The organism is Magnetospirillum aberrantis SpK (genome assembly GCF_011022235.1).
Classification (GTDB): domain Bacteria; phylum Pseudomonadota; class Alphaproteobacteria; order Rhodospirillales; family Magnetospirillaceae; genus Magnetospirillum; species Magnetospirillum aberrantis.
The window spans coordinates 134,372-158,706 of record NZ_JAAIYP010000004.1; the positions used below are offsets into that span (position 1 = coordinate 134,372).

At 65.7% G+C, this 24,335-nt stretch carries 26 protein-coding genes; 7 read left to right on the forward strand and 19 right to left on the reverse strand.

Going from position 1 to position 24,335, the window contains the following annotated elements:
• The first annotated feature begins 7 nt into the window (after positions 1 to 7).
• Positions 8 to 556: a transcription elongation factor GreB gene (gene greB / locus G4223_RS01130; protein WP_163673904.1), complete on the forward strand. Its 549-nt coding sequence runs from the start codon at positions 8 to 10 to the stop codon at positions 554 to 556.
• Here the strand turns inward: greB and G4223_RS01135 are convergent.
• The 4 genes from G4223_RS01135 to G4223_RS01150 all read right to left on the reverse strand — a co-directional run bounded on the left by G4223_RS01135 (position 543) and on the right by G4223_RS01150 (position 3,798).
• Positions 543 to 2,039: a hypothetical protein gene (locus G4223_RS01135; RefSeq protein ID WP_163673906.1), complete on the reverse strand. Its 1,497-nt coding sequence runs from the start codon at positions 2,037 to 2,039 to the stop codon at positions 543 to 545. The two genes, greB and G4223_RS01135, sit on opposite strands and share 14 nt — an antisense overlap.
• Before the next feature lie 183 nt (positions 2,040 to 2,222).
• On the reverse strand, positions 2,223 to 2,609 hold the full coding sequence (locus tag G4223_RS01140; protein ID WP_163673908.1) for a DsrE family protein: 387 nt from the start codon (positions 2,607 to 2,609) through the stop codon (positions 2,223 to 2,225).
• Entirely contained in the window at positions 2,596 to 3,396 is an 801-nt protein-coding gene (locus tag G4223_RS01145; protein WP_163673911.1) for a HesA/MoeB/ThiF family protein, read from the reverse strand. Before G4223_RS01145 ends, G4223_RS01140 begins: the two co-directional genes overlap by 14 nt.
• A gap of 57 nt (positions 3,397 to 3,453) precedes the next feature.
• Positions 3,454 to 3,798: a hypothetical protein gene (locus tag G4223_RS01150; RefSeq protein WP_163673912.1), complete on the reverse strand. Its 345-nt coding sequence runs from the start codon at positions 3,796 to 3,798 to the stop codon at positions 3,454 to 3,456.
• A gap of 159 nt (positions 3,799 to 3,957) precedes the next feature.
• On the opposite strand from G4223_RS01150, the gene G4223_RS01155 reads away from it, so the two are divergent.
• The gene (locus tag G4223_RS01155; RefSeq protein WP_163673914.1) at positions 3,958 to 5,607 is read left to right on the forward strand and encodes an EAL domain-containing protein; all 1,650 of its coding nucleotides are present in this window, start codon (positions 3,958 to 3,960) and stop codon (positions 5,605 to 5,607) included.
• A 22-nt stretch (positions 5,608 to 5,629) separates the two neighbouring features.
• Here the strand turns inward: G4223_RS01155 and G4223_RS01160 are convergent, their stop codons facing one another.
• Complete coding sequence (locus G4223_RS01160; RefSeq protein WP_163673916.1) at positions 5,630 to 6,502, reverse strand: DMT family transporter; 873 nt, start codon at positions 6,500 to 6,502, stop codon at positions 5,630 to 5,632.
• Positions 6,503 to 6,603: 101 nt separating this feature from the next.
• Between G4223_RS01160 and gcvA the strand changes: the two genes are divergently transcribed.
• Positions 6,604 to 7,491, forward strand: a complete 888-nt coding sequence (gene gcvA, locus G4223_RS01165) for a transcriptional regulator GcvA (protein WP_163673918.1) — start codon at positions 6,604 to 6,606, stop codon at positions 7,489 to 7,491.
• Here the strand turns inward: gcvA and G4223_RS01170 are convergent.
• On the reverse strand, positions 7,488 to 8,888 hold the full coding sequence (locus tag G4223_RS01170; RefSeq protein ID WP_241003886.1) for a pentapeptide repeat-containing protein: 1,401 nt from the start codon (positions 8,886 to 8,888) through the stop codon (positions 7,488 to 7,490). The two genes, gcvA and G4223_RS01170, sit on opposite strands and share 4 nt — an antisense overlap.
• 71 nt (positions 8,889 to 8,959) lie before the next feature.
• On the opposite strand from G4223_RS01170, the gene G4223_RS01175 reads away from it, so the two are divergent.
• The gene (locus tag G4223_RS01175) at positions 8,960 to 10,810 is read left to right on the forward strand and encodes an ABCB family ABC transporter ATP-binding protein/permease (RefSeq protein WP_163673920.1); all 1,851 of its coding nucleotides are present in this window, start codon (positions 8,960 to 8,962) and stop codon (positions 10,808 to 10,810) included.
• A gap of 175 nt (positions 10,811 to 10,985) precedes the next feature.
• Here the strand turns inward: G4223_RS01175 and G4223_RS01180 are convergent, their stop codons facing one another.
• The 13 genes from G4223_RS01180 to pip all read right to left on the reverse strand — a co-directional run bounded on the left by G4223_RS01180 (position 10,986) and on the right by pip (position 21,072).
• Positions 10,986 to 11,786 carry a hypothetical protein gene (locus G4223_RS01180; RefSeq protein ID WP_163673922.1) on the reverse strand — a complete coding sequence of 267 codons (801 nt, stop codon included), beginning with the start codon at positions 11,784 to 11,786 and terminating at the stop codon, positions 10,986 to 10,988.
• Positions 11,787 to 11,936: 150 nt separating this feature from the next.
• Positions 11,937 to 12,431: a CarD family transcriptional regulator gene (locus G4223_RS01185; RefSeq protein WP_163673924.1), complete on the reverse strand. Its 495-nt coding sequence runs from the start codon at positions 12,429 to 12,431 to the stop codon at positions 11,937 to 11,939.
• 271 nt (positions 12,432 to 12,702) lie between these two features.
• Complete coding sequence (gene fdxA / locus G4223_RS01190) at positions 12,703 to 13,035, reverse strand: ferredoxin FdxA (RefSeq protein ID WP_163673926.1); 333 nt, start codon at positions 13,033 to 13,035, stop codon at positions 12,703 to 12,705.
• A 39-nt stretch (positions 13,036 to 13,074) separates the two neighbouring features.
• On the reverse strand, positions 13,075 to 13,536 hold the full coding sequence (locus G4223_RS01195; RefSeq protein WP_163673928.1) for a tellurite resistance TerB family protein: 462 nt from the start codon (positions 13,534 to 13,536) through the stop codon (positions 13,075 to 13,077).
• 88 nt (positions 13,537 to 13,624) lie between these two features.
• Positions 13,625 to 14,374: a TerC family protein gene (locus G4223_RS01200; RefSeq protein ID WP_163673930.1), complete on the reverse strand. Its 750-nt coding sequence runs from the start codon at positions 14,372 to 14,374 to the stop codon at positions 13,625 to 13,627.
• A 103-nt stretch (positions 14,375 to 14,477) separates the two neighbouring features.
• Positions 14,478 to 15,536, reverse strand: a complete 1,059-nt coding sequence (locus G4223_RS20165) for an ATP-binding protein (protein WP_163673932.1) — start codon at positions 15,534 to 15,536, stop codon at positions 14,478 to 14,480.
• Positions 15,537 to 15,541: 5 nt separating this feature from the next.
• A complete protein-coding gene (locus G4223_RS01210) occupies positions 15,542 to 15,928 on the reverse strand; it encodes a DUF1987 domain-containing protein (protein ID WP_163673935.1) in 387 nt (128 codons plus the stop codon).
• A gap of 8 nt (positions 15,929 to 15,936) precedes the next feature.
• Positions 15,937 to 16,542, reverse strand: coding sequence for a SiaB family protein kinase (locus G4223_RS01215; RefSeq protein WP_338086790.1), 606 nt, complete (start codon positions 16,540 to 16,542; stop codon positions 15,937 to 15,939).
• Positions 16,543 to 16,597: 55 nt separating this feature from the next.
• Entirely contained in the window at positions 16,598 to 17,350 is a 753-nt protein-coding gene (locus G4223_RS01220) for a substrate-binding periplasmic protein (RefSeq protein WP_163673937.1), read from the reverse strand.
• Positions 17,347 to 18,660, reverse strand: coding sequence for a sensor histidine kinase (locus tag G4223_RS01225; protein WP_163673939.1), 1,314 nt, complete (start codon positions 18,658 to 18,660; stop codon positions 17,347 to 17,349). The genes G4223_RS01220 and G4223_RS01225 overlap by 4 nt, the downstream gene beginning before the upstream one ends.
• A complete protein-coding gene (locus G4223_RS01230) occupies positions 18,660 to 19,382 on the reverse strand; it encodes a response regulator transcription factor (protein WP_163673941.1) in 723 nt (240 codons plus the stop codon). The genes G4223_RS01225 and G4223_RS01230 overlap by 1 nt, the downstream gene beginning before the upstream one ends.
• Positions 19,383 to 19,555: 173 nt before the next feature.
• Entirely contained in the window at positions 19,556 to 19,921 is a 366-nt protein-coding gene (locus G4223_RS01235) for a helix-turn-helix domain-containing protein (protein WP_163673943.1), read from the reverse strand.
• Between the two features lie 179 nt (positions 19,922 to 20,100).
• A complete protein-coding gene (gene pip / locus G4223_RS01240; protein ID WP_163673944.1) occupies positions 20,101 to 21,072 on the reverse strand; it encodes a prolyl aminopeptidase in 972 nt (323 codons plus the stop codon).
• Between the two features lie 80 nt (positions 21,073 to 21,152).
• Between pip and queA the strand changes: the two genes are divergently transcribed.
• From queA to G4223_RS01255, 3 genes are read left to right on the forward strand one after another with little or no spacing between them, the layout of a single operon-like run.
• Positions 21,153 to 22,184 (forward strand): tRNA preQ1(34) S-adenosylmethionine ribosyltransferase-isomerase QueA, encoded by a 1,032-nt coding sequence (gene queA, locus G4223_RS01245; protein ID WP_163673946.1) that lies wholly within the window; start codon positions 21,153 to 21,155, stop codon positions 22,182 to 22,184.
• Positions 22,181 to 23,308, forward strand: coding sequence for a tRNA guanosine(34) transglycosylase Tgt (gene tgt, locus G4223_RS01250; RefSeq protein ID WP_163673948.1), 1,128 nt, complete (start codon positions 22,181 to 22,183; stop codon positions 23,306 to 23,308). Before queA ends, tgt begins: the two co-directional genes overlap by 4 nt.
• The gene (locus G4223_RS01255; protein WP_205762310.1) at positions 23,308 to 24,333 is read left to right on the forward strand and encodes a DMT family transporter; all 1,026 of its coding nucleotides are present in this window, start codon (positions 23,308 to 23,310) and stop codon (positions 24,331 to 24,333) included. Before tgt ends, G4223_RS01255 begins: the two co-directional genes overlap by 1 nt.
• The last annotated feature ends 2 nt before the right edge of the window (positions 24,334 to 24,335 follow it).

Genomic DNA, 24,335 nt, shown 5'->3' on the forward strand with positions numbered 1-24,335 from the left:
ATACGAGATGAGCAAGGCCTTCACCAAGGAAAGCGACCAGGACGACGACGACCTGCCCGAGGGCGCGACTCCCATTCCCAAGGGTTCGCCCAATTATGTGACGCCGGCCGGGTTCCAGGCGTTACAGGACGAATTGCGCCAGCTTTCCCGTGTCGAGCGGCCAAAGGTGGTGGAAACCGTGTCGTGGGCGGCGGGCAACGGCGACCGTTCGGAGAACGGCGATTACATCTACGGCAAGAAGCGTCTGCGCGAAATCGACCGCCGTATCCGCTTTCTGACCAAGCGTATCGAGAACGCCCGCATGGTCGATCCGGCGCAACAGACCAACCGCGATCAGGTGTTTTTCGGCGCGACCGTCACCTATGCCAATTCCAAGGGTGAAGAGCGTTCGATCACCATCGTCGGCATCGACGAGGCCAATTTGGACCAGGGCAAGATCAGTTGGATCGCCCCCATCTCGCGGGCCCTGATGAAGGCCTACGAGGGTGACGTGGTGCAGTTGCGGGTGCCCGGCGGCATCGAGACGCTGGAAGTGATCGAGATCATGTATCCTTAGGCGGCGGCTGGCGCAGGGTCAGCCCCTGGCCGATTTCCGTGCCCAGACGGGCGGCGGCGGCGCGTTCCTGTTCCCGTTGCCGTTCCGCCTCTTCCTTGGCCGTGGCCTCGCGCTCGGCGCGCTCGCGAACTTCCTGGGCCCGCACGCCGGGGACTTCCTCGTTGGCGAGGAAACGCATCAGATAGGGCAGGCGCTGAACCCGCGTGGCGTGGTCCGACCCCTTGTTGTGGGTGAATTTTTCCAGGAAGACCAAATCGGTGTTGGGAAAGCAGTAATAGCAGACGAGCGCCAGGAAATCGCCGGTACGGTCGGGAAAGGCGTCGATGGCTTCCAGCAAGGAATCGCGCAAGGCGCCCGAACGGGCCCGGTCCTGATACCAGCGGCGGTCCAGTTCCTGTTCGTACATCTGCCGCAGCTTGGTGAAGCAATATTCCAGCCGGGTCAGGTCGAAATCGGTCAACATGGCGATGAAGAAGTCGATCTCGCGGTTGCGGACCGGCGGCATGTCATAGGCGCGCGGATCGGATGGCGTCAGCATCTCGCGGATATTCTTGAGTTCGGGCGTCGCCACCAGGACCTTCCTGGTTTCACCGTTCTCGCCCTTGCGACGCACCTCGTGCTGACGGCACGACGTCCACGCCTCTTCCCAGGCGCCGATCACCGCGATGCGGGTCTTGTCGTTCTCGCCGATCACCGCCCAGAACACCGCCGAGCTGATTTCGTCCCATTTGCGGCTGGTTTCCAGCGCGGTCAGATTGCGCGACATGGAAAACATCTTGGGCACGATGATGGTGTCCACCACCTGCATGAACCGCGTCTCGAATTCCTCGGACAACAGGAAGGGGCGTACCAGCGAACGTCCGGCTTCGTCGTTGCGGCGCTGAAAGAAACGGGTCAGACAACACAGGCGATAGCGCAGGGCGGCGGCGAACAACTCGCGGAAGGTGGCGAATTTCTCCGCCTCGGGGGCGGTGGGAATGTGAATCGACGTCGGCCTTTCCACGTCGGTCACACCCAGCTTGAAATCCGTCAGGTCGATGACCGGGGCGGCGGCCGGCGGCGGGGCCGCGGTCTTTTCCGTGTCGGGCTGGTTCTGGTCGGTGGCGCGCCGACGCGGCGTTTCGGCCGGTGGCGAGGGGGGCGGCAACAGCGGCGCCAGACGTGCCTGGGCCTCGATGCTCACGGGGCGTTCGTCGAACACGATCTGCACCGTCTGCTTGGCAAAACTGCGCAAATGCGCCAGACGGTCGCGCGGCGTCAGTCCCTCGACACCGCGCATATGCAGGAAATAGGCGGAAATGGTCGCCAAGGTGCGGTCGCGCAACGAGGTATCCTCGCCCCGGCGCAGCATGCTGACCACCACGGTCTGCACCAGTTCCTGCAAGGCGCTGATGCTGGCCGCCGAATCCACGGCGGCGAAGGCCCGTTCAAGGCCTTGGAAACCGGAAGACAAAGCCGCCTGCTGCTGCATCGCGCCCGACATACAACCATTCCATGCAAATAAATAGCTTGTGAACAGACGTTATCACCATGTAATTTCCAAGTGATAACAGCCTGTGCCACAATTCTTCACTTCGTTATCTAGGCATTTCTGGCTGTGTCTGCAATGCGTATCCGCACACATAACCCATACAAACGATGTGCGACACATGCAAAAGTATAATTTTTAGAGAAACAGCATCGCCCCGTCGGCGCTGGCGTCGGCCAGGAAGGACACGATGCCGCCGGCGGTCACCGGCACGTCGGGGCGAAGGTCATGCGCTGCGATGCCCAAGGCGCGCAGTCCCATCTCGCACACCATCACGGTGACGCCCAAGGCGACACAGGCTTCCAGCAATTCCTCGAACCCGGCGACGCCGCGCTGGGCCAGGTCCCGGTCGCGTTCGGCACCCGGCAAGGCGCGCCAGTCCACCAGGGCGCGTGCCGCCCCCATGGTGAAGAACAAGGTGACAGCGCGGTTGCTGGCCGCCGCGCCGGCGGCCATGGCCAGGGCGTAATGGACGCGCTCGAACTCGCCCGAGAACACCACCAGCGACAGCTTATCCACAGACATTGGCGGTGCTTCCGTGGCCGGACAGGTCGGTGATGGTGGGGTGGTCGCCGCACAGCGGGCAACCGGGGTCGCGCGGGACCCGCACCATGCGGAAGGTGACCGACAGCGCGTCGTAGATCAGCAGCCGTCCGGCCATGGTCTCGCCGATTCCCAGAAGCTCCTTGACCACCTCGGTCGCCTGAAGCGACCCCATGGTGCCGGCCATGGCCCCCAGCACCCCGGCCGAGGAACAGGTGGGCACGGATCCTTCGGGCGGCGGTTCGCGATAGATGCAGCGATAGCACGGGCCACCGGGGCGATAGGTGGACAATTGCCCGTCGAAGCGCAGGATGGCCGCCGACACCAGAGGCTTGCCCGCCAGCCGGCAGGCGTCGTTGACCAGGAAGCGGGTGGGAAAATTGTCGGAGCCGTCGGCGACCACGTCGTAACCGGCGACGATGGTGGCGATGTTGTCGCGGTCGAGGCGGGTACGGATCGGCACCACGCGGACGTCGGGATTGACGGCGGCCACCGCGCGGACGGCGCTGTCCACCTTGGCGGTGCCCAGGTCGCCGATGCCGTGCAGCACCTGACGTTGCAGGTTCGAAAGGTCGACCACGTCGTCGTCGACCACGCCGATGGTTCCGATTCCGGCGGCCGCCAGGTACAGGATCAGCGGCGAGCCCAGCCCGCCGGCCCCCACCACCAGCACCTTGGATCGCAACAGCCGCGCCTGACCGGTTCCGCCCATTTCGGGCAGGATGATGTGGCGGGCGTAACGGCGGATCTGTTCTTCAGTGAAATCCATGGCGGGCATCCTTTGGCCCATGGGTAGCATGCTCGCCCCCATGCGGCCAACCCGTCATCACAACTTGGGCTCGACCTTCTCGCAGGTGCCGTCGACGCGGATTTGCTTGTCCACCCGCATGAAGCGGCCGTGGATGCGGTCGATGCGGTAGACCACGGTGCCGGGACCGCCGGCCGGGTCCCACAGGCCGAAGCCGTCGCGATAGGCGGTGACGCCGTATTCCTCGCCCGAGCCGGTTTCGGTGGCCTTGGCGGCGGCCATGTCGATGGAGAAGGCCAAGGGCGCGGGCAACAGCGCCGGATTGTCGGCGCGGCACGACAGGCGCAGCGGGCCGTCATCGGCGGCGGCGGGGGTGGCGGCGACAAGCGACAGGGCGGCAAGGGCGAAAAGACGGCGCGACATGGAAAGCTCTCCGGCTGGCGAGGCAACGGGCCACTATAGCATGCTTGCCTTCGTGTCACTTGACCCTGGTCACGATCCGCCGACACATCGCATCGCTTGCCATCGCGGCGGCGCCGCCACATCATTGCGCCGCAAGCTCATGTTCGAGGACCCCCTGAAATGGCCGATATCGAGCGCGACCGTTTTGTCGCCTTGGCCTTTTGCCGTGCTGACCTGTTGTTCGAATTGGATGACGACCATGACGTGGTGTTCGCCGCCGGCGCCACCTCGGTTCTGTTGGGCGAGGCCGCCGAGGCGCTGTCCGGCCGCCGTTTCGTCGACCTGATCGCCGAAAGCGACCGCGGTCTGGCGGTCGAGGTGCTGGAGGCGGCCCGCGCCCAGGGCCGGATCGACGACGTGGTGGTGCGTCTGAACGGCACCGGCAACCGCCGGCCCAACGTCGCCCTGGCCGGCTATCGCGTGCCCGATTTCGACAACCATTTCTTCCTGGCGCTCAAGATGGAACCGGCGTTGCAGTCGGAACGCCTCAGCGAGGCGGAGCTTAAGCGCGACGGCGAATCGGGATTGCTGGACGAGGCGTCCTATGCCGGGCTGGCGGCCGAGCGGGCGCAATCCTTCCGCCGCGCCGGCGGCCGTCCGCAGATCACCATGGTCAAGGTGGAAAGCCTGAACGAGATGACCCAGGCCCTGGGCGCCAGCGACCGCAAGCGCATCATGGGCGAGATCGGCGACATCCTGACGCGGCATTCGCTGGGCGGCGGCACCGCCGGCCGGGTGGGCGACGAGGCCTTCAGCTACCTGCACCGCGACGACGTCGACCCCGAGGAGGTCAGCAGCCTGATCTCGGACGCCGCGCGCAAACTGTTCAACACCGAGGTCAAGCCGCACGCCCACACGCTCGACGCCGACGGCGCCGGTCTGGCCGAACATCAGGTGGCCCGCGCCATCGCCCATACCATCCGCTCGTTCTCGGAAAAGGGCGACCACGCCCTCGACAAGAAGAAATCGCTGGCCCAGGTGTTGTCGGGAATGGTGTCGGACACCATCGACAATGTCGCCTATATCCGTCGCATGGTGGCTGGCCGCGATTTCGACATGGCGTTCATGCCCATCTGCGACCTCAGGCTGGAACGGGTCAGCCATTTCGAGGCGCTGACCCGGCCGCGTGACGCCAAGGCCGGCACCTCGCCCTACCACCTGTTCAGCCTGGCCGAGGAAGTGGGCATCGTCCACGAACTGGACATGGCCATCGTCGAAACCACCATCCAGACCATGAACAGTCTGGTCCGCGAACGCGGATTGATGCCGCCGGTGGCCATCAACCTGTCGGGCCAGTCGCTGTCCAACCCGCAATTCGTCGAGGAACTGACCCGCATGCTCAGGCGGTCGGGCATGCCGCCGCGCAAGCTGATGTTCGAGCTGACCGAATCGGTCAAGGTCGAGCACCTGCCCGAGGTCAACGCCGTCATCCAGGACTTGCGCCGGCTGGGCTATCGCTTCTGTCTCGACGATTTCGGCTCGGGCGCCGCCAGCTTCGACTATCTGAACGGCCTTGACGTCGATATCGTCAAGTTCGACGGTCCGGTGGTCAAGCGCGCCAGCTCCAGCCAGAAAGGCAGCGACCTGCTGTCGTCCATGACCAAGATGTGCGCGTCCATGGGCATCCGCACCGTGGCCGAGATGGTCGAGGACAAGCGCATGGCCGGCCGCGTCTACCAATGCGGTGTCGATTTCGGCCAGGGCTATTATTTCGGCAAGCCCGACTTCAATCCCTTCATCTTCGCCGACCGGTTCATGGGCGGGCTGTGACGCCCGCCCATGATTTTGGTCCTCAGGCCGCCGCCCGCCGCCGGCCGGGCAGCATGGCCGCCGTCACCGCGCCGATGGTGACCACGGCGCCGGCCACTTGCAGGGCGGTCGGCGGGGTTCCGGTCAAGGCGGCGATGGTCATCGCCACCACCGGCACCAGATTGAGGAACAGCGCCGTCCGTCCCGCCCCCAGCCGCGCCAGGGCGGCGTTGTAGAACAGATAGGACAGGACGGTGCCGCCCAATCCCATGGTCAGCACCGCCGCCGTGGCGGTGGGGCCAGGGACCGTCACCGGCACCCCGGCCAAGGTGGCGAAGCTTGCCAGCAATACCGCCCCCACCACCATCAGCGCCGTGGTGTTGGCGATACCCGATACCGGCGGCATCAGGCGCCGCGCCATCACGTTGTAGACGGCCCAGCACAGATTGGCGGCCATGATCAGCCCGTCGCCCGGCGACAGCGCCAGACTGGCGCCGCCGCCCAGCAACACCACCGCGACCCCGGCCAAGGCGACGGGAAAGGCCAGCATCTGCCGCCGGCTGGGCCGCTCGCCCAGGAACAGCGCCGCCAGCAAGGTGGTCACCAGCGGGTTGGTGGCCTGGATCAAGGCGCCGTTGACCGGGGTGGTCGCCTGGAGCCCGTAAAAGAAAAAGACGTTGAAGCCGGCGATGCCCACCAGCCCCAAGGCGCCATAGGCCTTGGCATGGCGCAGCAGCGGGACCCGTTCGCGCCGCCACGCGGCCACGGCGACCATGATCAGCGCCGCCACCGCGAAACGCGCGGCGGCGGCGGCCAATGGATGCATCTCGGCCAGGGCCGGCTGCGACAGATTGAAATTGGCGCCCCACATGACGATGGCCAGCACCAGAAGACCGATGGTCGATTGCGGCCCCATGGTCTTTCACCCTTTCAGAAAAACTTGACGTGTCCCCATGCTGTCACCCCATAATCCTTGAAACAAACGAGTGTTTCTCGGTAGCTCATAAAGGAAAACTAATGGCCCGCCGTCTTCCGCCGCTGCGCAGCCTGCGTGCCTTCGAAGCCGCGGCGCGTCATTTGTCCTTTGCCCGCGCCGCCGACGAACTGCACGTCACGCCGGCTGCCATCAGCCAACAGATCAAGCTGCTCGAGGGGCATCTGGGGCTGGCCCTGTTCAAGCGCGGCCCGCAATTGTCGCTGACCGAAGGGGCGGCGACGGCGTTGCCGCTGGTGTCGGAATCCTTCGACCTGATGGAGCGCGCGGTCGAGCGGCTGCGCCAGGGCCGCGACCATGGCCCCCTGGTGGTCTCGTCTTCGCCGGCCTTCGCCGCGCGCTGGCTGATCCCGCGCATGGGGCGGTTCCAGGACCGTCACCCCGACATCGAATTACGGCTGTCGGCGTCGATCCGGCTGGTGGACTTCGCCACCGAGGACGTGGATTTGGCCATCCGTTACGGCGCCGGCCGCTATCCCGGCATGCATGTGGAACGCCTCAAGGCCGAGGAGGTGGTGCCGGTGGCCTGTCCCCAGATGGCCGAGCGGCTGGGCGGTGTCGCCGATCTGCTGACGGTGCCGCTTTTGCACAACACCGCCATGGATTGGGACGTGACCTTTCCCACCTGGCCGGCCTGGCTGACCAATGCCGGGGTGACGGTTCCGCCGGGTCTGAGCCCGCGCCGGTTCGACGACTTCAATCTGGTGCTTCAGGCGGTTCTGGCCGGATTGGGGGCCGCGCTGGTGTGGCGTACCCTGGTGGCCGAGGAAATCTGTGCCGGCCGTCTGGTGCCGTTGTTTCCGGCCCAACCCCTGGTCAACGCCTATCATCTGGTGTGTCCGCCACGCCACCTGGACAATCCCAAGGTGGCGGCGTTCCGCGCCTGGGTGCTGGAAGAGGCGGCGGATTAACCTTCGTCCTTCCTGGGGCGGCGCACGCCGGGCGGCAGCTTGCTCTTGGCGTCGAACACCGCCTTGTCCATCTGGGCCTGAGTCAGATTTTCCACCTGGGACAGGTCGGCGCCGGACAGGTCGCAGCCGACCAGGATGGCGCCCTTGAAATCGGCGCCGGCCAGCTTGGCTCCGCCCAGCCGCGCTCCCGACAGGTCGGCGCCGCGCAGGCTGGTGCCCTGAAGGTTGGCAAGACGCAGATCGCAATGGCGCAATTGCGCGACGCCAAGGTTCGCCGCCGACAAATCGGCCGCCGACAGCGAGGCATAGCGGAAATCGGCGCCATCCAGACGGGCTTCGGCCAGGTTGGCGTCGGACAGGTCGGCGTCGCGGAAGCCGGCATTGGCCAGGACCGTGCCCGACAATCCCGCCCCGGCCAGATCCATTTTCTTGAAGTCGGCGCGTTTGCCCTCGGCCCCCTGGCTGGTCAGCCACGCCAGATGGGCGGCGACGATGGCGTCCACATCCAACCCGGCCACATCCGTTCCGTCGCGCGAGGAATGCCCGGCCTCGGCCAGTTCCGCCTGCCACCGCTCGCGCTCGGCCAGGGCTGCGTCCTCTTCCTCCTTGCGGCGTTTCTTGGGGCGCAACGCCTCGGGCAGACGCTCGGCCAAGCTTTCGACCAGGGTTTTGGCGGGAGCGGGGGGCGGGGCGTCGTCGCCATAGGACCCGGCCGGCGGCTTGGCCGGTGCCGGCGGCAAGTCATCGTCGCCCCAGGACAGCTTGCCGCCGGAAATCCTTTGTCCCGTCGCCGGCACGTCGTCGTCCAGCCAGCCGCCGCCGGTCCTGGTCTTGCCCGCCAGGGTATCGTGTCCGCCGCCATAGGTGCCCGAACCGATCCGCCCGTTGCCGGCACCCCCGCCGGTGGCCGCCGGTGCCGACGGGGCTGGGGGTGGCGCCGGCTGTGGCTTGGGTTGCGGCGCCGGCAGGCGCCGGCCTTCCTTGAGCACGTCGCTGACCCGGTGCACCAGTTCATGGCCGGAAACCGGCTTGGGCACCACACCCTCGATTCCCATGATCAGGGCGGGGGCCATAGCGGCGCGGTCCGTGGCCCGGGCGACCATCAGCACCGGCATCTCGGGATCGGTGTCGCGCACCCGGCGCAGGAACGCCAAGGCCAGATCCATGTCGCCGTCGGTGTCCACCAGGGCGACGTCGGGAATCTGGGCCAGCATGGGCTGGGCATCGGCGGGAACCGAGGTGGACAACACCTCGCGCACGCCCAGCTTGCGAAAGGTCTGGCGGGCAAGGAAACGGAAGCCGTCGTCCAGGCTGAACACCAGGAGGCGGGTTTTCGACCAGTCGATGTCGCCGGAATGAAGCTGGGTGGGATGACGCATGTGCGAAAGCATAGGCATGCGTCCTGTGCGCAGCAACGGCGCAATCGGTCGATGGTTGACTTGGCCGCGTGTCCCCTCATCTTTAGGCGATGCGACACCGAAGCCCCTCCGAGAACATCCGCACGCCGCAGGCCGGCCCCCGCAACGACTGGAAGACCCTTCGCACCCTGGCCCCTTATCTGTGGCCGCCGGGTCAAGACGGGCTGCGGGCACGGGTGGTGGCCGCCCTGGTCTTCCTGGGACTGGCCAAGGCGATCAATGTCGGCATTCCGCTGCTCTACAAGGAATCGGTGGACGCGCTGACGCCCCGCCCCGACATGTCCATGGTGGCCGTGCCGGTGGTGCTGTTGCTGGCCTATGGCGCGGCGCGGGTGCTGTCGGGAACCTTCGCCGAATTGCGCGACATGGCCTTCGCCCGTGTCGGCCAGCGGGCCATCCGTACCGTCGGGCTTGGCGTGTTCCGCCACCTGCACGGCCTGGCGCTTCGGTTCCATCTCGACCGTCAGACCGGCGGCGTCAGCCGGGCCATCGAGCGCGGCACCAAGGGCATCGAGTTCCTGTTGAACTTCATGCTGTTCAACATCCTGCCGACATTGCTGGAGATCGGGCTGGTCACGGTGGTTCTGGCGCGGCTTTACGCGCCGGCCTTCGCCGTCGTCACCTTCGCCACCATCGCCATCTACATCGCCTATACCCTGACGGTCACCGAATGGCGGACCCAGTTCCGCCGCACCATGAACGAGACCGATTCGGAAGCCAGCACCAAGGCCATCGATTCCTTGCTGAACTTCGAGACGGTCAAATATTTCGGCAACGAGGAACACGAGGCGCGGCGTTACGACAAGGCGTTGTCCCGCTACGAGGAAGCGGCGGTGCGCAGCAAGGTCACGCTGTCCATGCTCAACATCGGCCAGGGCGCGATCATCGCCGTCGGCCTGACCATCGTCATGATCCTGGCGGCCCAGGGCGTGGCCCAAGGCACCATGACGGTGGGCGACTTCGTCCTGGTCAATTCCTACCTGATCCAGCTTTACCTGCCGCTCAACTTCCTGGGTTTCGTCTACCGCGAGATCAAGCAGTCGCTGACCGACATGGAGGCCATGTTCCGTCTGTTGGCGGTCAACGCCGAGGTCACCGACACCCCCGGCGCGCCGCCGCTGGCGGTGGCGGGGGGCGCGCTGCGCTTCGAGGACGTCAGCTTCGCCTATAACCCCGACCGTCCCATCCTGAAGGGCGTGGACTTCACCGTTCCGGCCGGCCATCGCGTCGCCATCGTCGGGCCGTCAGGGGCGGGAAAAAGCACCATCTCGCGGCTGTTGTTCCGGTTCTACGACGTCGGCGGCGGCCGTATCGCCATCGATGGCCAGGACATTCGCGCGGTGACGCAAAAAAGCCTGCGCGACGCCATCGGCATCGTTCCCCAGGACACGGTGCTGTTCAACGACACCATCCGCTACAACATCGCCTATGGCCGCCCCGGCGCCAGCCAGGACGAAATCGAACAGGCGGCGCGGTTGGCACGCATCGACGATTTCATCCACTCGCTGCCCGAAGGCTACGACACCCGCGTCGGCGAACGCGGGCTCAAATTGTCGGGGGGCGAGAAGCAGCGGGTGGCCATCGCCCGGACCATCCTCAAGGGGCCGGCCATCTTGCTGTTCGACGAAGCGACCAGCGCGCTCGACACCACCACCGAAAAGGAAATCCAGGCGTCCCTGCGCGAGGTGTCGCGCGACCGCACCACCTTGGTCATCGCCCACCGGCTGTCCACCGTGGTCGATTGCGACGAGATCATCGTCCTGGAACAGGGCCGCATCGCCGAACGCGGCCGTCACGGCCAGTTGCTGGCCCAAGGCGGACGCTATGCCGACATGTGGGCCAAGCAACAGGAAGCCGACGCCTTGAAGGTGCGTCTGGCCGAGGATCTGGCCGAAGCGTGATTCATACCATGTCTCGGTGATCGGAACCGATCACCGAAGCCCTCAGCGGCGGGCGGGTTTCTCCGAAACCCTTGCCTCCCGCGGCATAAGCCGCGCGGCCCATCGCGGACAACGTCCGCCTTCGGCAGAAGGGCCTAACCAAATCCCGGTGAGTTTCACTCACCGGGATTTGGTATCAAGCTTCCAGCATCTGGAGAATCTGGCCGGCGCCGTCGAAACAGGCGCAGGTCAGGGGGCCGCCGAAACCGGCGCCGGCGTCCAGGGTGGCCGAGAACGCCCCGACCCGGACGCCGCCGCGGCGGCGGTCGGAGCCGCGCACCACCAGCTTGAACTCGCCATAGGGAGCTTCCAGCAATTCGAACCCGGCCGATCCCCACCAAAAGGCATCCATCTGCGCCGACAGCGGTCGCGAGGGGTCGATGCCGGCATGGACGAACAGCAAGGAATTATCCGCGGTGAAGGCGGCGTGCTTGAGCACGCTCATCAGCGCGGTGTGGCCGTCGAAGGACCGCATGTTCTGGCGCAACTGGCCGGTCCAGCGGGTCATGGCCAGAATGCCCTCGCGGGCGGCGCCCATGCCCTCGTCCAGGTTGCCGCCATAGGCGGCGATGGTCGGGCCGATGCCGTGCTCGACCATCCATTTCAACACTTCGGCGGGGTTGGGGGCGAATTGCAGTTGCAGCAGCTTCTGCCACATCTCTTCCTGGGCGCCACGCAGGTAGACCACGTCCTCCATCTCGACGCCCGGCTGGGCCAGGAACCAGCGGCGGAAAACCAGCAAGGAATCGATGGTTTCGCGGACGTTTTGGCCGTATCCCAGGGTATCGCCCAAATAGACGATCTGGTCGCCCGGCCGGATTTCCCCCGCCAGGCGTTGGTGCAGCGCCCCCAGACGCTCGACCTCGCCATGGATGGCGGCGATCGCCCAGATGCGTCCGGCTCCACTCAAGGTGGCGAAGACGTTGGTTTCCGACACGATGGTGTCATGCCCCCGAATGACTTGCGGCGGACTGGCGTCCGCCCTGCGCCATGGTCGCAGGCGCGCCCGGTTCCGTCAACGCTGCAAAGCACAATGGCGGCCCCAGGGGGCCGCCATTGGCTGCATCTTGCGCGTGTCCGGTAAGGATCAGGCCGCATCCAGAAGCTTGCACAGCTTGTCGGCGGCGGTGATGGCGTCGATACGTTCGACCGCCGCCAGTTCGGCCGCCAGACGTTCCAAGGCCGCCTCATAGATCTGGCGCTCGGAATAGGACTGGTCGGGCTGGTTGGCGTTGCGGTGCAGGTCGCGCACCACTTCGGCGATGGATACGGGGTCGCCGGAATTGATCTTGGCCTCGTATTCCTGGGCGCGGCGCGACCACATGGTGCGCTTGACCTTGGCGCGGCCCTTCAGGGTGGACAAGGCGGTGTCCATCACCGAACGCGACGACAGCTTGCGCAGGCCGGCCTTGGTGGCCTTGGCCACCGGCACGCGCAGGGTCATGCGGTCGCGGTCGAAGGTGATGACGAACAGTTGCAGCTTCATGCCGCCGATTTCCTGGTTCTCGATGGAGACGACCTGGCCAACGCCATGGGTCGGGTACACCACGTAATCACCTTCGGCGAAAGAAACGCTCGACATCTGTTCACTTCCCTCGAAAGCCGCCTCGCGCACAGGGTAGACGCCCAAGAAAAAGAAGGGGGCGCCGGCCTCGTCCACGACGGGCGGGGGTTTGCTCACATTACGGTCATGGTCAACTGGGGACGGCGTCGGAGGCCATCCTGGCGGCCCGTCGGCAGAGTTCGACGGACTGGATCTTGTACCACAAACGACCCTTTAAGAACCAGAGAAAAAGCCCGCCCACGGACTCTTCCGGGGCGGGCCTGGTCTAAGGGCTTGACCTGATTGGGAATCAGCGCTTGGCGGGATTGCTCGACAGCAGCGCGGCCTTGCCCGGTTTGCCTTTCCATTCGTCGGCGTCGGCCGGGGCGTCGCCCTTCTTGGTGATGTTCGGCCATTGCCCGGCATATTCCCGGTTGAGATTGGCCCAATCGGCGCTCTTGGGATCGGAATCGGGGAAGATGGCTTCGGCCGGGCATTCCGGTTCGCATACGCCGCAATCGATGCATTCGTCGGGATTGATCACCAGGAAGTTCTCGCCTTCGTAGAAAGCGTCCACCGGGCAAACCTCGACGCAATCCTGGTACTTGCACTTGATGCAGTTCTCGGTAACGACGTAAGTCATGATCAACTCCAGATGTGGGCCCGCTCCGACGCGGCGGCGTCAGGCGATGCCGTCGTGCAAACCCATGCGCGCCAGGACCCGCTTGCGCGCCGCCCCGGCTTCCTGATCGGACACGTAGACCAGCCCGGCCAGACGGCGAAGCAGGTTCGCTTCGTAGTCGTGCAACTGACCATCGGCGTAAGCCACTTCCCATAGCATTTCCAGCACCTCGACACGCTGATCATGATCAAGCGCGTTCTTGATGGTACGGGTCATGCCCTCCAGTCCCGCCGCCCGTTCCTGAACCTTCTCGGCCTCGGCCAGCAAGGTTGCGGCCGCTTTCGGGTCCATGTCGAAGCGGCCTTGCAGCAACGCCAGCATGCGGTCGCGTTCGGTCTGGTCGAAGCTTCCGTCCAAGGTGGCGGCTTCGACCATCAATGCGGCGACGGCGACCCGCAGCGGCTGCTCCGTGGTGTCGGCGGTGCCGCCGCCCCCCAAAAGGGACTTCAGCAGGTCCAGCATGGGTGGCCTCCGGGAATGACGGAAACGGGTGTCCGTCCCCGTCGATACCATGCTCGGCCCGTCGTCTCAACCTTTCCTGAAATGACCGCTACAGGCGGTTGCGCAACTGCACCGCCTTCTTGCGGCCGCGCGCCATCAGGTTCAGCGCCTCGACCAGTACCGAGAAGCCCATGGCGAAGTAGAGATAGCCCTTGGGGATGTGGACGCCCATGCCGTCGGCCACCAGGCTCATGCCCACCAGCAACAGGAAGGACAGCGCCAGCATCTTGACCGTGGGATGGCGCGAGACGAAGGCCGACAGTGGTCCCGACGCCGCCAGCATGACCAGCACGGCGACGATGACGGCGGCGACCATGACCCACAACTGGCTGGCCATGCCGACGGCGGTGATCACCGAATCCAGCGAGAAGACGATGTCGAGGATGCCGATCTGCACGATGGTCACGGCAAAGCCGGCCTGGACCGCCTTGGCGGTGGAAGTGGCCTCGTGGGGGTCGTCTTCCTCGCCTTCCAGCGAACCGTGGATTTCGTGGGTGGCCTTGGCCAACAGGAACACGCCGCCGCCGATCAGGATGATGTCGCGCCACGACACCGCATGGCCGAACAGGCTGAACACCGGATCGACAAGCCCGGCGATCCAGGTCAGGGACGCCAGAAGGGCCAGACGGGTGACCAGGGCGAAGGCCAGGCCCAGCTTGCGCGCCGAGGCCCGCTGATGCTCGGGCAGCCGGTCGGCCAGGATGGCGAGGAACACCAGATTGTCGATGCCGAGCACGATCTCGAGCGCCGACAGGGTCAACAGGCTGATCCAGATTTGCGGGTCGGAAAGCCACTCCATGGAACCGCGTCCTTGGTTTGAGGTCGAAAGCGAAGCGTAGTGTAAGGAGTTTTCCGGACATTTCCAGAGCGCCCCCGTAAAAAGGGAAGCGTCCGGCCGGCGCTCAGAACACCGGGGACTCGCTTCCCGACGCCTGACGCGGGAAGACCAGGGTGAAGCGGGTGCCGTGCCCGTCCTCGCTGTCCACCGACAATTGTCCTTCCAACGGCCCGGTCACCAGATTGTAGACGATGTGCAGGCCCAGGCCGGTGCCGCCAGCCCCGCGTCTGGTGGTGAAGAACGGGTCGAAGATGCGGGTGCGGTGTTCCTCGGCGATGCCGCGGCCGTCGTCGGCATAGACCAGCCGGATCAGGTCGGGGGCCGGTTCGTCCACGGTGATGGACAAGCGCCCGCTCTGGCCCTCGTCATACCCGTGGACGATGGAGTTCATGACGAAGTTGGTCAGCACCTGGCTGAGCGCGCCGGGATAGCCCTCGACCATCAGGCCCGGCGGGCAGTCGATGTCCACACGGTGGCCGGCCTGACGGATGCGCGGTTTGAGCGAGGCCAGGGTCTCGGCGATGTAGGAAGCCAGTTCGAACCGCCGCCGTTCGGCCGAGGTGCGGTCCACCGCCACTTGCTTGAAGCTGCGGATCAGGGCGGCGGCCCGCTCGCAATTGCCCAGGATCAGTTGGGTGGTGTCCGAGGCCGTTTCCATGTAGCGCTCGAAATCCTCGACGCCGATGTCGTCGGCTTCGAACAGCTTGCGCATATGGGTGGTGGCGTCGGCCAGATGCGAGGCGCAGGACAGGGCGATGCCGACCGGGGTGTTGATCTCGTGCGCGACGCCGCCGACCAACGCACCCAACGACGCCAGCTTTTCCGCCTGGACCAGGGTTTCCTGGGCTTCCTTCAGCCGGGCCAGGGCCTCCTCGGCCTGGGCCCTGCGCTTGACCAGTTCCTGGTTGACCGAGGCGAGCTGGTGCTGGAGCCGGTCGGACACCTTGACCAGACGGCGCTGTTCGCGCACCGAGCGGCGATAGGCCTCGGCCAGTGCCTCGACACCGGTCCTGAGCTCGGGGTCGCCATCGGCCAAGCGGCCGCGCAGGGCGACGGCGTCGGCGAGAACGCGCTCCTCGGCATCGAACAGGTTGAAACTGGCGGCGGCCTCTTTTTCCGGCACCGTGCCTAGTCCCCGGTGGCCACCAGGTTGAAGGTCACATGCTCAAGGTCTTCGGAAAAGTCCTCGCCGAATTCCTGCATGGTTTCGTCGTCGGGGGCGTAGAACCAGTTCACCTCGATCTTGACGCCGCGCTCGGCGGCTCCGTCCAACAGTTGGAACATGTTCATCAGTGCCTTGGCGCTGGAGCTGTTGAAATAGATCAGGTTGAAGTCGAAGCGGACGTCGCGCCCCTCGACCTGCTCCAGGAACCGTTCCAGGGCGGCGAAGATGGGGCCGAACACCGTCGAGGCGTCCTCGGGATAGGACTCGCCCTTGAGCGACAGCCGGCCGGCGGCGAAATCGAATTCCACCTCGGGCGAGCGCTCGGTGGCGGCGATCATCAGGTTTTCCATGATCCCCCTCAGATGGAAACTTTGAGGCAGAAGAAGAATTTGTCGCTTTCGATCCGTTCGAAATCGAACTCGATGGGCTCGGATGCCCGCCGCGCGATTTCAATCAGTCCGATGGTGGCGCCGCGGCTTTTCTCCTCCGGCGCTTCCCGCAACTGCTCCTTGTAGTAGGCCTTGATCTCGTCTTTGTCCATCTTCTGAAGCAGTTCCAGGCGCTGCCTGAGCCTGGGAACGTCCTCTTCCAGGATGGTGTTGGCGCAGACGATGAAGAACTTGCCGTTCTCGGTGCCGATGATCACCATGCCCGACGACAATTCGACATTCTTGCCGACCGTTCCCAGAACCTTTTCCGCGGAATAGCGGATGATGTTCTGGGCCTGCTCGATGAACACCGAGAACACCTTCTTGATGGTGGTGACGTCGGTGTCGTCCAGCGTCATCTTCTGGCGCAGGGTGTCGCCCAGGGAATAAAGGATTCCTTCGGACAGGTACCCGGAGAACGAGAACAGGATGCCGCGGGCGTCCAGCATGTGCTTGAACGTGCGGTAGTGGGGCGCCAGACGTTCGGCGCCGGACGCGGTGTTGCCCCCTTCGGGGCCGGGTGCTGGGATCGTCACGGCAGACCTTCCTCGCAGCGAAGAGACGAAGTCTCACTCAAGGTGGGAAACGGGATCAATCACCGCCCTCCTCTTTCAGATAGCTTGAATACCGCTTGACGATGCGGTCATAGGCGCCGCTTTCCCGCAGCTTCCTGAGGCCGCGGTTGAAACTGGCGCAAAGGTCCGGGTCGCGGAACGCTACCCGGTAGTCGGTGGGCGGGAACAACGGATGGATGCGCACCGTCTGCTCGATGTCGGCCTTGGCCCGCACCTCGGGATCGCTGGCGAACCAGCCGAAAATGTAGCGGTCCGACACCACCGCGTCGACGCGCCCCAGGAACAGCAAGGTCGGCTGCACCATCTGGCGCGCCTCTTCGCGGTAATGGGGGTTGGCGGCGGCCATGGCCTTGAAGTCGGGGCCCAGATAGGTGGCGGCGTTCTGGAATGCCAGGACCGATTTGCCGGCCAGGTCCGAGGGGTGGTTGATGGTCAGGTTGCGGCTGGCCAGGGTGATCACCACGTTGCGATAGCTGACATGGACGTCGGAATAACAGGCCTTGACACCGGAATCGGGCCGCATGGTCATGGCCGCGTCGACCTGTCCGCTTTCCATCTCCTTGAGCAGGCGGGCGAACGCCATGAATTTCGGCTTGATGGTGTGGCCTTCCAGCGCCAGGGATTCGCGCACCACGTCGTATTCCAGGCCGCGCCATTCGTCGACGATGATATAGGGCGGCAGCGACCGGCCGACCGCCATCATCACTTCCGCCGCGTGGGCCGGCACGACGGCCAGGATCATCGCGATCGTCATCAGAATGCGCGTCATGACGGTTCCCTTTCGCGCGGTGCCGCCCGCAGGCGGACGGAAAATACGGAACCGCGGCCTTCCTGGCTGTCCACCGAGATGGAGCCGCCGTGCAGTTCGACGATCTGACGGACCATGTGCAAGCCGATCCCGGACCCGGAAAAGCGGTGGGCGTTGGCCGCGCGGTAAAAGCGTTCGAAAATGCGGGGCAGTTCCTCGGGCGGAATGCCGATGCCGTAGTCGCGGATTCGCACCACCACGCCGTCGTGGTCGGGCTTGGCCTCGACGTCCACTGGGCCTTCGGAATATTTCAGGGCGTTGCCCACCAGGTTGCCGAACACCAGGGTCAACAGGCCGGAATCGCCCCACACCGGCTGCAACACGTCCGCCGACAGGGTGATGTCGCGTCCGGGGGTTGCGGTGCGATGGTGGTTGGCGGCCGCTTCCAGGATGGATTTCAGGTCGAGCGCGCGTTCCTGCATGACGATGCGGCCCGATTCCAACTGTTCGTCGGCCAGACAAGTGGCGATCAGATCAACCAGCCGCTGGACCGCGCCGCGGATGGTCTCCAGCCGGGGCAGCATGGCGGAATCGGCCTGTTCCGCCCGCATCATCAGCATCTGCGCCGCCGAATCGACGATGGCCAGCGGCGTACGGAATTCGTGGCTGACCATGGACAGGAACTGGCGCAATTGCTGCTTCGCCTCGGTTTCCCGCGACAGGGCCAGTTCGGCGCGATCCTTGGCCAGAGCCAGGGCCGCGCTCTTGTCCTCCAGTTCGGCGGTGCGTTCCGCCACCTTGTGTTCAAGCGACAGGTTGAGGCCGGCCAGTTCGTCATTGAGCCGGGCGATGGTGGCGATATCGCGCCATGACCGGACCGCGCCGACCAGGGCGGTGAACAGCTTCTGCGCCGTCAGCTCGGATTTGGATTTGTAGTCGTTGATGTCGTAGGCCAGCACCACGTCGCGTTCCGGCGCTTCGCCCGGCTGACCGGTGCGCAGGATGATGCGGATGTTGGTGTTGCCCAACTCGTCGCGAATCTGGCGCACCAGCCGAAGTCCGGCGTCTGGGCTTTCCATCACCACGTCCAGCAGCACCACTGGAATGGTCGGGTCGTCGGCCAGGATGCGCGCCGCCTCGGCGGCACTTGACGCCGACAGCATGTCGAAGCCGCGGCCGTCGAAACTGAAGTCGCGCAACAGGACGCGGGTCATGGTGTGAACCTGATCGTCGTCGTCCACCACCAACACGCGCCAGGGAGCTGCCGCCGTGGCGGGTGTCGGCGGGGTCGCCGGCCGTGTCTTGAAAGAGAGTTTGGCTCCCGGCGCCATCAGCGCACGGTCACCGGCGCGGCGAAAGCGTAGCCGGTTCCGTGCACGGCCTCGATCGGCAGCGCGTGGCCCAGCACTTCCTCGCCCTTGGCGCGCAGGCGCCGCACCATGGAATCCACCGAACGGTCGCCCACGTCCCATTCACGCTTGCCGAGCGCGCGGAAGATGTCGGAACGCGACACCGGCTCGCCGGGGCGTTCCACCAACAGGCTGACGAACACCCGTTCGTTGGCGGTCAGCTTGAGAGACCCGCCGGTCGGCGCCAACAACGCCCAGGCTATCTGGTCGTAGGTCCAGCCGGCGGCGGCGAGGGCGGCGGTTTCGGCCGTCGTGGCGGCGGGTTGCGGCGGCGCGGCGGAAACCTTGAGCCGGCGCGCCAAGGTTCGCACCTGGGCTTCCAGCTCGCGCAGTTCCACCGGTTTGACCAGATAGACGTCGGCGCCGATTTCCAGGCCGACCACGCGGTCGACGTTCACGCCGCGTGCCGTCAGCATGATGATGCCGACGTCGGAATGCTCGCGCAGCCGTTTGGCGATGGAAAATCCGTCTTCGCCCGGCAGGTTGACGTCAAGAATGATGATGTCCGCGGTCTGGCGGCCCAGGGCGGCGTCCAACTCCTTGCCGTCGCCGCATCCGACCACACCGTGACCACAGGCGGAAAGGTATTCCACCAGATCGGCCCGCAGAGAGGACTCGTCCTCTACAACCAAGATATGCGCCATCACACCGCCCCCGAACGGCCATCCTGTGCATAATGGACCATTAGCGTACCAGGGCGTCAAATCGCAAACCATGGCGGAATGTGACATATTGTGACTATTCGCATGGTTCCGCCGACAGGGTCGGCGGAAACCGCGCGAAACGCCAGGAATCCGGGGGTGTCCGTCGCGAGCGGTCAGCCGCGCGGCGTGACGATCTTTTCCACCAGCTTGACCAGCAGACGGTCCATGCGGCCCGCCCACATCTCGTCGGCGTCGATCATCTCGCGGCAACGGCGGAAGGCGCGCAACACGGTGGTGTGGCTGCGTCCTCCGAACACCCGGCCCAATTCGGGCAGCGAACACGAGGTCAGCAGCCGGGCGTAGTACATGGCGGCCATGCGCGGCTTCCAGATTCTGTGGTCGCGCGAATGGACCATCATTTCCCGTTCGGACAGGCCGAACTCGGCGGCCACGGTGGCGATCACCTCGGCCACGAACGGATCGCTGACCTTATAGCGCAGCGGTGCCGTGGTGCGGATTTCAGCAAGGGCGAACGACATCGGATACCCCCTTCATACAAAACTCATAGTGGGATTGTGCGCATGTCGCGGCCCATTTCCCACCCGCGAGTTGCAACGGCTTGTGTCGCGCTGTAACCCGCATTGTGACCAATTCGCAGCCGCCCCAATCGGCTCAAGTCACATACTAGAGTCATAATATATCTATGGCAAGGGTATGTTTATCGTGCGGTGTCTAAAATTTTATGCAAATTTTCCTGGCCCAGAGTTTTCTTGAAATTTTCCACCGCCGCCACCAGGGCCAGCCGGATTCCCGGTTCCATGGCCGAATGGCCGGCGTCGGGGACCATGGTCAGCCGCGCCGTGGGCCAAGCCGCCGCCAGGTCCCAGGCACTGGTCGGCGGACACACCACGTCGTAACGTCCCTGGACGATGGCGGCCGGCAGGTGGCGGATGCGATCCATGTGACGCAGCAACTGGTCGGGTTCGAAAAAACCGCCATGCATCATGTAATGGCATTCCAGCCGGGCCATGGACAGACAACTGGCAAGGTCGGCCTCGGTTCCGTCGCTGCGGGGGATCAGGCGGGCGCAGGCTTCCTCGTAGCCATACCAGATCCTGGCCGCCGGGCCGTGCACCAAGGGGTCGGGATCGGTCAGGCGGCGGTACCACGCGGCCAGTTCCGGCCCGTCGTCTTCGGCCACGTGCTGGGCGAAACGGTGCCGGGCTTCGGGGAAGAAGGTGCCCATGCCGGTCATGAACCACTCGATTTCCGCCGGCCGGCACAAGAAGACGCCGCGCAGCACGAAGGCCAGGACGCGGTCGGGATGGCTCTGCCCATAGGCCAAGGCCAGCGTGCTGCCCCACGATCCCCCGAACAGCGCCCACGCCTCGACCTTCAGAAGCCGCCGCAGTTTTTCCATGTCGGCGACAAGGTGCCAGGTGGTGTTGGCCTGCACCGAGGCATGGGGGCGCGAACGGCCGCAGCCGCGCTGGTCGAACAGGATCACCCGCCAGAACCGGGGGTCGAAGAACCGCCGATAGGGCGCGGCGCAGCCGGCACCGGGGCCGCCGTGCACGAACAGCACCGGCACGCCGTCGGGGTTGCCCGATTCCTCCCAATAAAGGGAATGACCGTCGCCCACGTCCAGCATGCCGGAGGCGTTGGCTTCGAACGGGGGATAAAGGTCCATGGCGGGGATTGTCCGGCGACGATGCAAAGTGTTCCCACAATACCATTGACGCCCGCCCGCCCGCACCCTACACCCCGCCCATGGATGTCGATCTTTTCGATTTCGAGCTGCCGCGCGAACTGATCGCCGAGCGCCCGGTCGCCCCGCGCGACGCCGCCCGCCTGTTGCATGTGACATCCGGCGGTTTGGCCGACCATGTGATTCGCGACCTGACGGAACTGTTGCGTCCCGGCGACGTGCTGGTCAGCAACGACACCCGCGTCATTCCCGCCCGTCTTTTTGGCAGGCGGGGCGAAGCCGGGGTCGAGGTCACCTTGCATGAACGGGTGACGCTCGATTCGTGGAAGGCCTTCGCCCGGCCGGCCAAGAAGCTGCGCCCCGGCGACACCTTGCGTTTCGGCGGCGATTTCTCGGCCGCCGTGGTGGAAAAGGGCGAGGCCGGCGAGGTCTTGCTGCGCTTCGACCGCTCCGGCGACGCGCTGATGGTGGCGCTCGAGGAACATGGCCGCATGCCGTTGCCGCCCTATATCCGCAAGGGCGAGGCCGACGAGGCCGACCGCGCCGATTACCAGACGGTGTTCGCCCGCGAAAAAGGCGCGGTGGCCGCCCCCACCGCCGGCCTGCATTTCACCCCGGAGCTTCTGGCGGCGCTGGACGCGCGCGGGGTCAGGCGGCTGACCGTCACCCTTCACGTCGGCGCCGGCACCTTCCTGCCGGTCAAGGTGGACGACACGAGCGACCACAAGATGCATTCCGAGCGGGGCGTGGTGACGGACACGGTCGCCCATGCCGTCAACGCCGCCAAGGCGGCGGGCGGACGGGTGGTGGCGGTGGGTACCACCAGCTTGCGGCTGTTGGAAAGCGCCACCGGAGAGGACGGCGTGTTGCGGCCGTTCGACGCCGCCACCGACATCTTCATCACGCCGGGGTATCGCTTCCGGCTGGTCGATGTGCTGATGACCAATTTCCATCTGCCGCGTTCGACCCTGTTCATGCTGGTTTCGGCCTTCGCCGGGCTGGAGCGCATGAAAACGGCCTATGAGCACGCCAAGGCGTCGGGCTATCGTTTCTATTCCTACGGCGACGCCTGTCTGTTGGAGAAAGTGCCGTGACCGCCTTTGGCTTCGAAGTCTTCGCCACCGACGGCGCCGCCCGTCTGGGCCGGGTGCATACCGCGCATGGTCCCATGGACACCCCGGCCTTCATGCCGGTGGGGACCGCCGCCACGGTCAAGGCGATGACCCCGGAAAGCGTGGCTTCCACCGGCGCCCAGACCATCCTGGGCAACACCTACCATCTGATGCTGAGGCCCGGTGCCGAACGGGTGGGACGCCTGGGCGGTCTGCACGAATTCATGAACTGGCGGGGGCCAATCCTGACCGATTCCGGCGGCTTCCAGGTCATGAGTCTGGCCAAGCTGCGCAAGATGAGCGAGGAAGGCGTGGCCTTCCAATCGCATATCGACGGCTCGCGTCATCTGTTGACGCCGGAACGCAGCATGGAAATCCAGAATCTGCTGGATGCCGACATCACCATGGCCTTCGACGAATGCACGCCCTTTCCGGCGACGCCGGAACAGGCGGCGGAGAGCATGCGGCTGTCCATGCGCTGGGCGCGGCGCTCGCGCGCGGCCTTCGTCGATCGTCCCGGCTATGGCCTGTTCGGCATCGTCCAGGGGGGTGTCTACCCGGACCTGCGCGCCGAATCGGCCGAGGCCCTGTGCGGGATCGGTTTCGACGGCTACGCCATCGGCGGACTGGCGGTGGGCGAAGGTCAGGAATTGATGTTCCAGACGCTGGACGTCACCACGCCATTGCTGCCCGCCGACCGGCCGCGTTATCTGATGGGGGTGGGCAAGCCCAGCGACATCATTGGCGCCGTGCTGCGCGGCGTCGACATGTTCGACTGTGTCATGCCGACCCGCTCGGGGCGCACCGCCCAGGCGTTCACCCGGCGCGGCACCGTCAACCTGCGCAACGCCCGTCACCAGGACGACCCCCGGCCGCTGTCCGAGAATTGCGCCTGTCCGGCGTGCCGCAATTATTCGCGCGCCTATCTGCATCATCTGATCCGGTCCGAGGAGATTCTGGGGCCGATGCTGCTGACCTGGCATAACATCCAGTTCTATCAGGACGTCATGCGCGGGCTTCGCGCCGCCATCGCCGAAGGCCGGGTCCGGCAATTCGCAGCCCAGGCCCTGGCCGACGAGGCTTTGGGCGACATCGAGCCGCTGTGATGCGCGCCGGGATCGCCTTCGCCCTGGTTTCCGCCGTGCTGTTCGGCGCGTCGGCGCCGTTGGCCAAGCTGTTGCTGGGGCGGGTCGATCCGTGGTTGCTGGCGGGTTTGCTGTATCTGGGCTCGGGTGTCGGTCTGGCGGCGTTGCGTCCCTTGTTGCCGCGCCAGGGCGGGCGCCTTGCCCGCGCCGACTGGCCATGGCTGGCGGCGGCGGTGGCGGCCGGCGGCGTGGTCGGGCCGGTGCTGATGATGCTGGGGCTGGCCCATGCCTCGGCGTCCAGCGCCTCTTTGGTGCTGAACCTCGAAGGGGTGTTCACCCTGGGCTTGGCCTGGGTGGTGTTCCGCGAAAACGTCGATCGCCGCTTGCTGGTGGGGGCTGGCGCCATCCTGGCCGGCGCCGCCCTGTTGTCGTGGCAGGACGGTTCGGGTGGCGGCGGTTGGGGATTGTGGGCGATCACCGGCGCCTGTCTGGCCTGGGCGATCGACAACAACCTGACCCGCAAGGTGTCCGCCGGCGACCCGGTCGAGATCGCCATGATCAAGGGATTGGCCGCAGGCGCGGTCAACACCGCCCTGGCGCTGGCCATCGGCCAGGATCTGCCGGCATGGCCGCTGATCGGCGCCGCCGCCATCCTTGGTCTGGGCGCCTATGGCCTGTCGCTGGTGTTGTTCGTGCTGGCGCTACGCCATCTGGGGACGGCGCGGACCGGGGCCTATTTCTCCACCGCGCCTTTCGTCGGCGCGGCGCTGGCCGTCGTGGTGCTGGGCGAAGCCCCGACGCCGCTTTTGGCCGCCGCCGGTTTGCTGATGGCGTTGGGGCTTTATCTGCATCTGACCGAAAGCCACGCCCACGACCACGTGCACGAGGCGTTGGAACACGACCATTCCCACCGCCACGACGATCATCACCAGCATGGTCATGCCGGCCAGGACCCGGCCGTGCCGCACAGCCATGCCCACCAGCACCAGCGGCTGGTGCACCGCCATCCCCATTACCCCGACATCCACCACCGCCACACCCATTAGGC

What these genes read in the sequence shown, in the direction of transcription:
- greB (WP_163673904.1), top strand. Translation starts at nt 8, where the DNA reads ATGAGCAAGGCCTTCACCAAGGAAAGCGACCAGGACGACGACGACCTG.
- G4223_RS01135 (WP_163673906.1), bottom strand. Translation starts at nt 2,039, where the DNA reads ATGTCGGGCGCGATGCAGCAGCAGGCGGCTTTGTCTTCCGGTTTCCAA.
- G4223_RS01140 (WP_163673908.1), bottom strand. Translation starts at nt 2,609, where the DNA reads ATGTCTGTGGATAAGCTGTCGCTGGTGGTGTTCTCGGGCGAGTTCGAG.
- G4223_RS01145 (WP_163673911.1), bottom strand. Translation starts at nt 3,396, where the DNA reads ATGGATTTCACTGAAGAACAGATCCGCCGTTACGCCCGCCACATCATC.
- G4223_RS01150 (WP_163673912.1), bottom strand. Translation starts at nt 3,798, where the DNA reads ATGTCGCGCCGTCTTTTCGCCCTTGCCGCCCTGTCGCTTGTCGCCGCC.
- G4223_RS01155 (WP_163673914.1), top strand. Translation starts at nt 3,958, where the DNA reads ATGGCCGATATCGAGCGCGACCGTTTTGTCGCCTTGGCCTTTTGCCGT.
- G4223_RS01160 (WP_163673916.1), bottom strand. Translation starts at nt 6,502, where the DNA reads ATGGGGCCGCAATCGACCATCGGTCTTCTGGTGCTGGCCATCGTCATG.
- gcvA (WP_163673918.1), top strand. Translation starts at nt 6,604, where the DNA reads ATGGCCCGCCGTCTTCCGCCGCTGCGCAGCCTGCGTGCCTTCGAAGCC.
- G4223_RS01170 (WP_241003886.1), bottom strand. Translation starts at nt 8,888, where the DNA reads ATGCCTATGCTTTCGCACATGCGTCATCCCACCCAGCTTCATTCCGGC.
- G4223_RS01175 (WP_163673920.1), top strand. Translation starts at nt 8,960, where the DNA reads ATGCGACACCGAAGCCCCTCCGAGAACATCCGCACGCCGCAGGCCGGC.
- G4223_RS01185 (WP_163673924.1), bottom strand. Translation starts at nt 12,431, where the DNA reads ATGTCGAGCGTTTCTTTCGCCGAAGGTGATTACGTGGTGTACCCGACC.
- fdxA (WP_163673926.1), bottom strand. Translation starts at nt 13,035, where the DNA reads ATGACTTACGTCGTTACCGAGAACTGCATCAAGTGCAAGTACCAGGAT.
- G4223_RS01195 (WP_163673928.1), bottom strand. Translation starts at nt 13,536, where the DNA reads ATGCTGGACCTGCTGAAGTCCCTTTTGGGGGGCGGCGGCACCGCCGAC.
- G4223_RS01200 (WP_163673930.1), bottom strand. Translation starts at nt 14,374, where the DNA reads ATGGAGTGGCTTTCCGACCCGCAAATCTGGATCAGCCTGTTGACCCTG.
- G4223_RS01210 (WP_163673935.1), bottom strand. Translation starts at nt 15,928, where the DNA reads ATGGAAAACCTGATGATCGCCGCCACCGAGCGCTCGCCCGAGGTGGAA.
- G4223_RS01220 (WP_163673937.1), bottom strand. Translation starts at nt 17,350, where the DNA reads ATGACGCGCATTCTGATGACGATCGCGATGATCCTGGCCGTCGTGCCG.
- G4223_RS01225 (WP_163673939.1), bottom strand. Translation starts at nt 18,660, where the DNA reads ATGGCGCCGGGAGCCAAACTCTCTTTCAAGACACGGCCGGCGACCCCG.
- G4223_RS01230 (WP_163673941.1), bottom strand. Translation starts at nt 19,382, where the DNA reads ATGGCGCATATCTTGGTTGTAGAGGACGAGTCCTCTCTGCGGGCCGAT.
- G4223_RS01235 (WP_163673943.1), bottom strand. Translation starts at nt 19,921, where the DNA reads ATGTCGTTCGCCCTTGCTGAAATCCGCACCACGGCACCGCTGCGCTAT.
- pip (WP_163673944.1), bottom strand. Translation starts at nt 21,072, where the DNA reads ATGGACCTTTATCCCCCGTTCGAAGCCAACGCCTCCGGCATGCTGGAC.
- queA (WP_163673946.1), top strand. Translation starts at nt 21,153, where the DNA reads ATGGATGTCGATCTTTTCGATTTCGAGCTGCCGCGCGAACTGATCGCC.
- G4223_RS01255 (WP_205762310.1), top strand. Translation starts at nt 23,308, where the DNA reads ATGCGCGCCGGGATCGCCTTCGCCCTGGTTTCCGCCGTGCTGTTCGGC.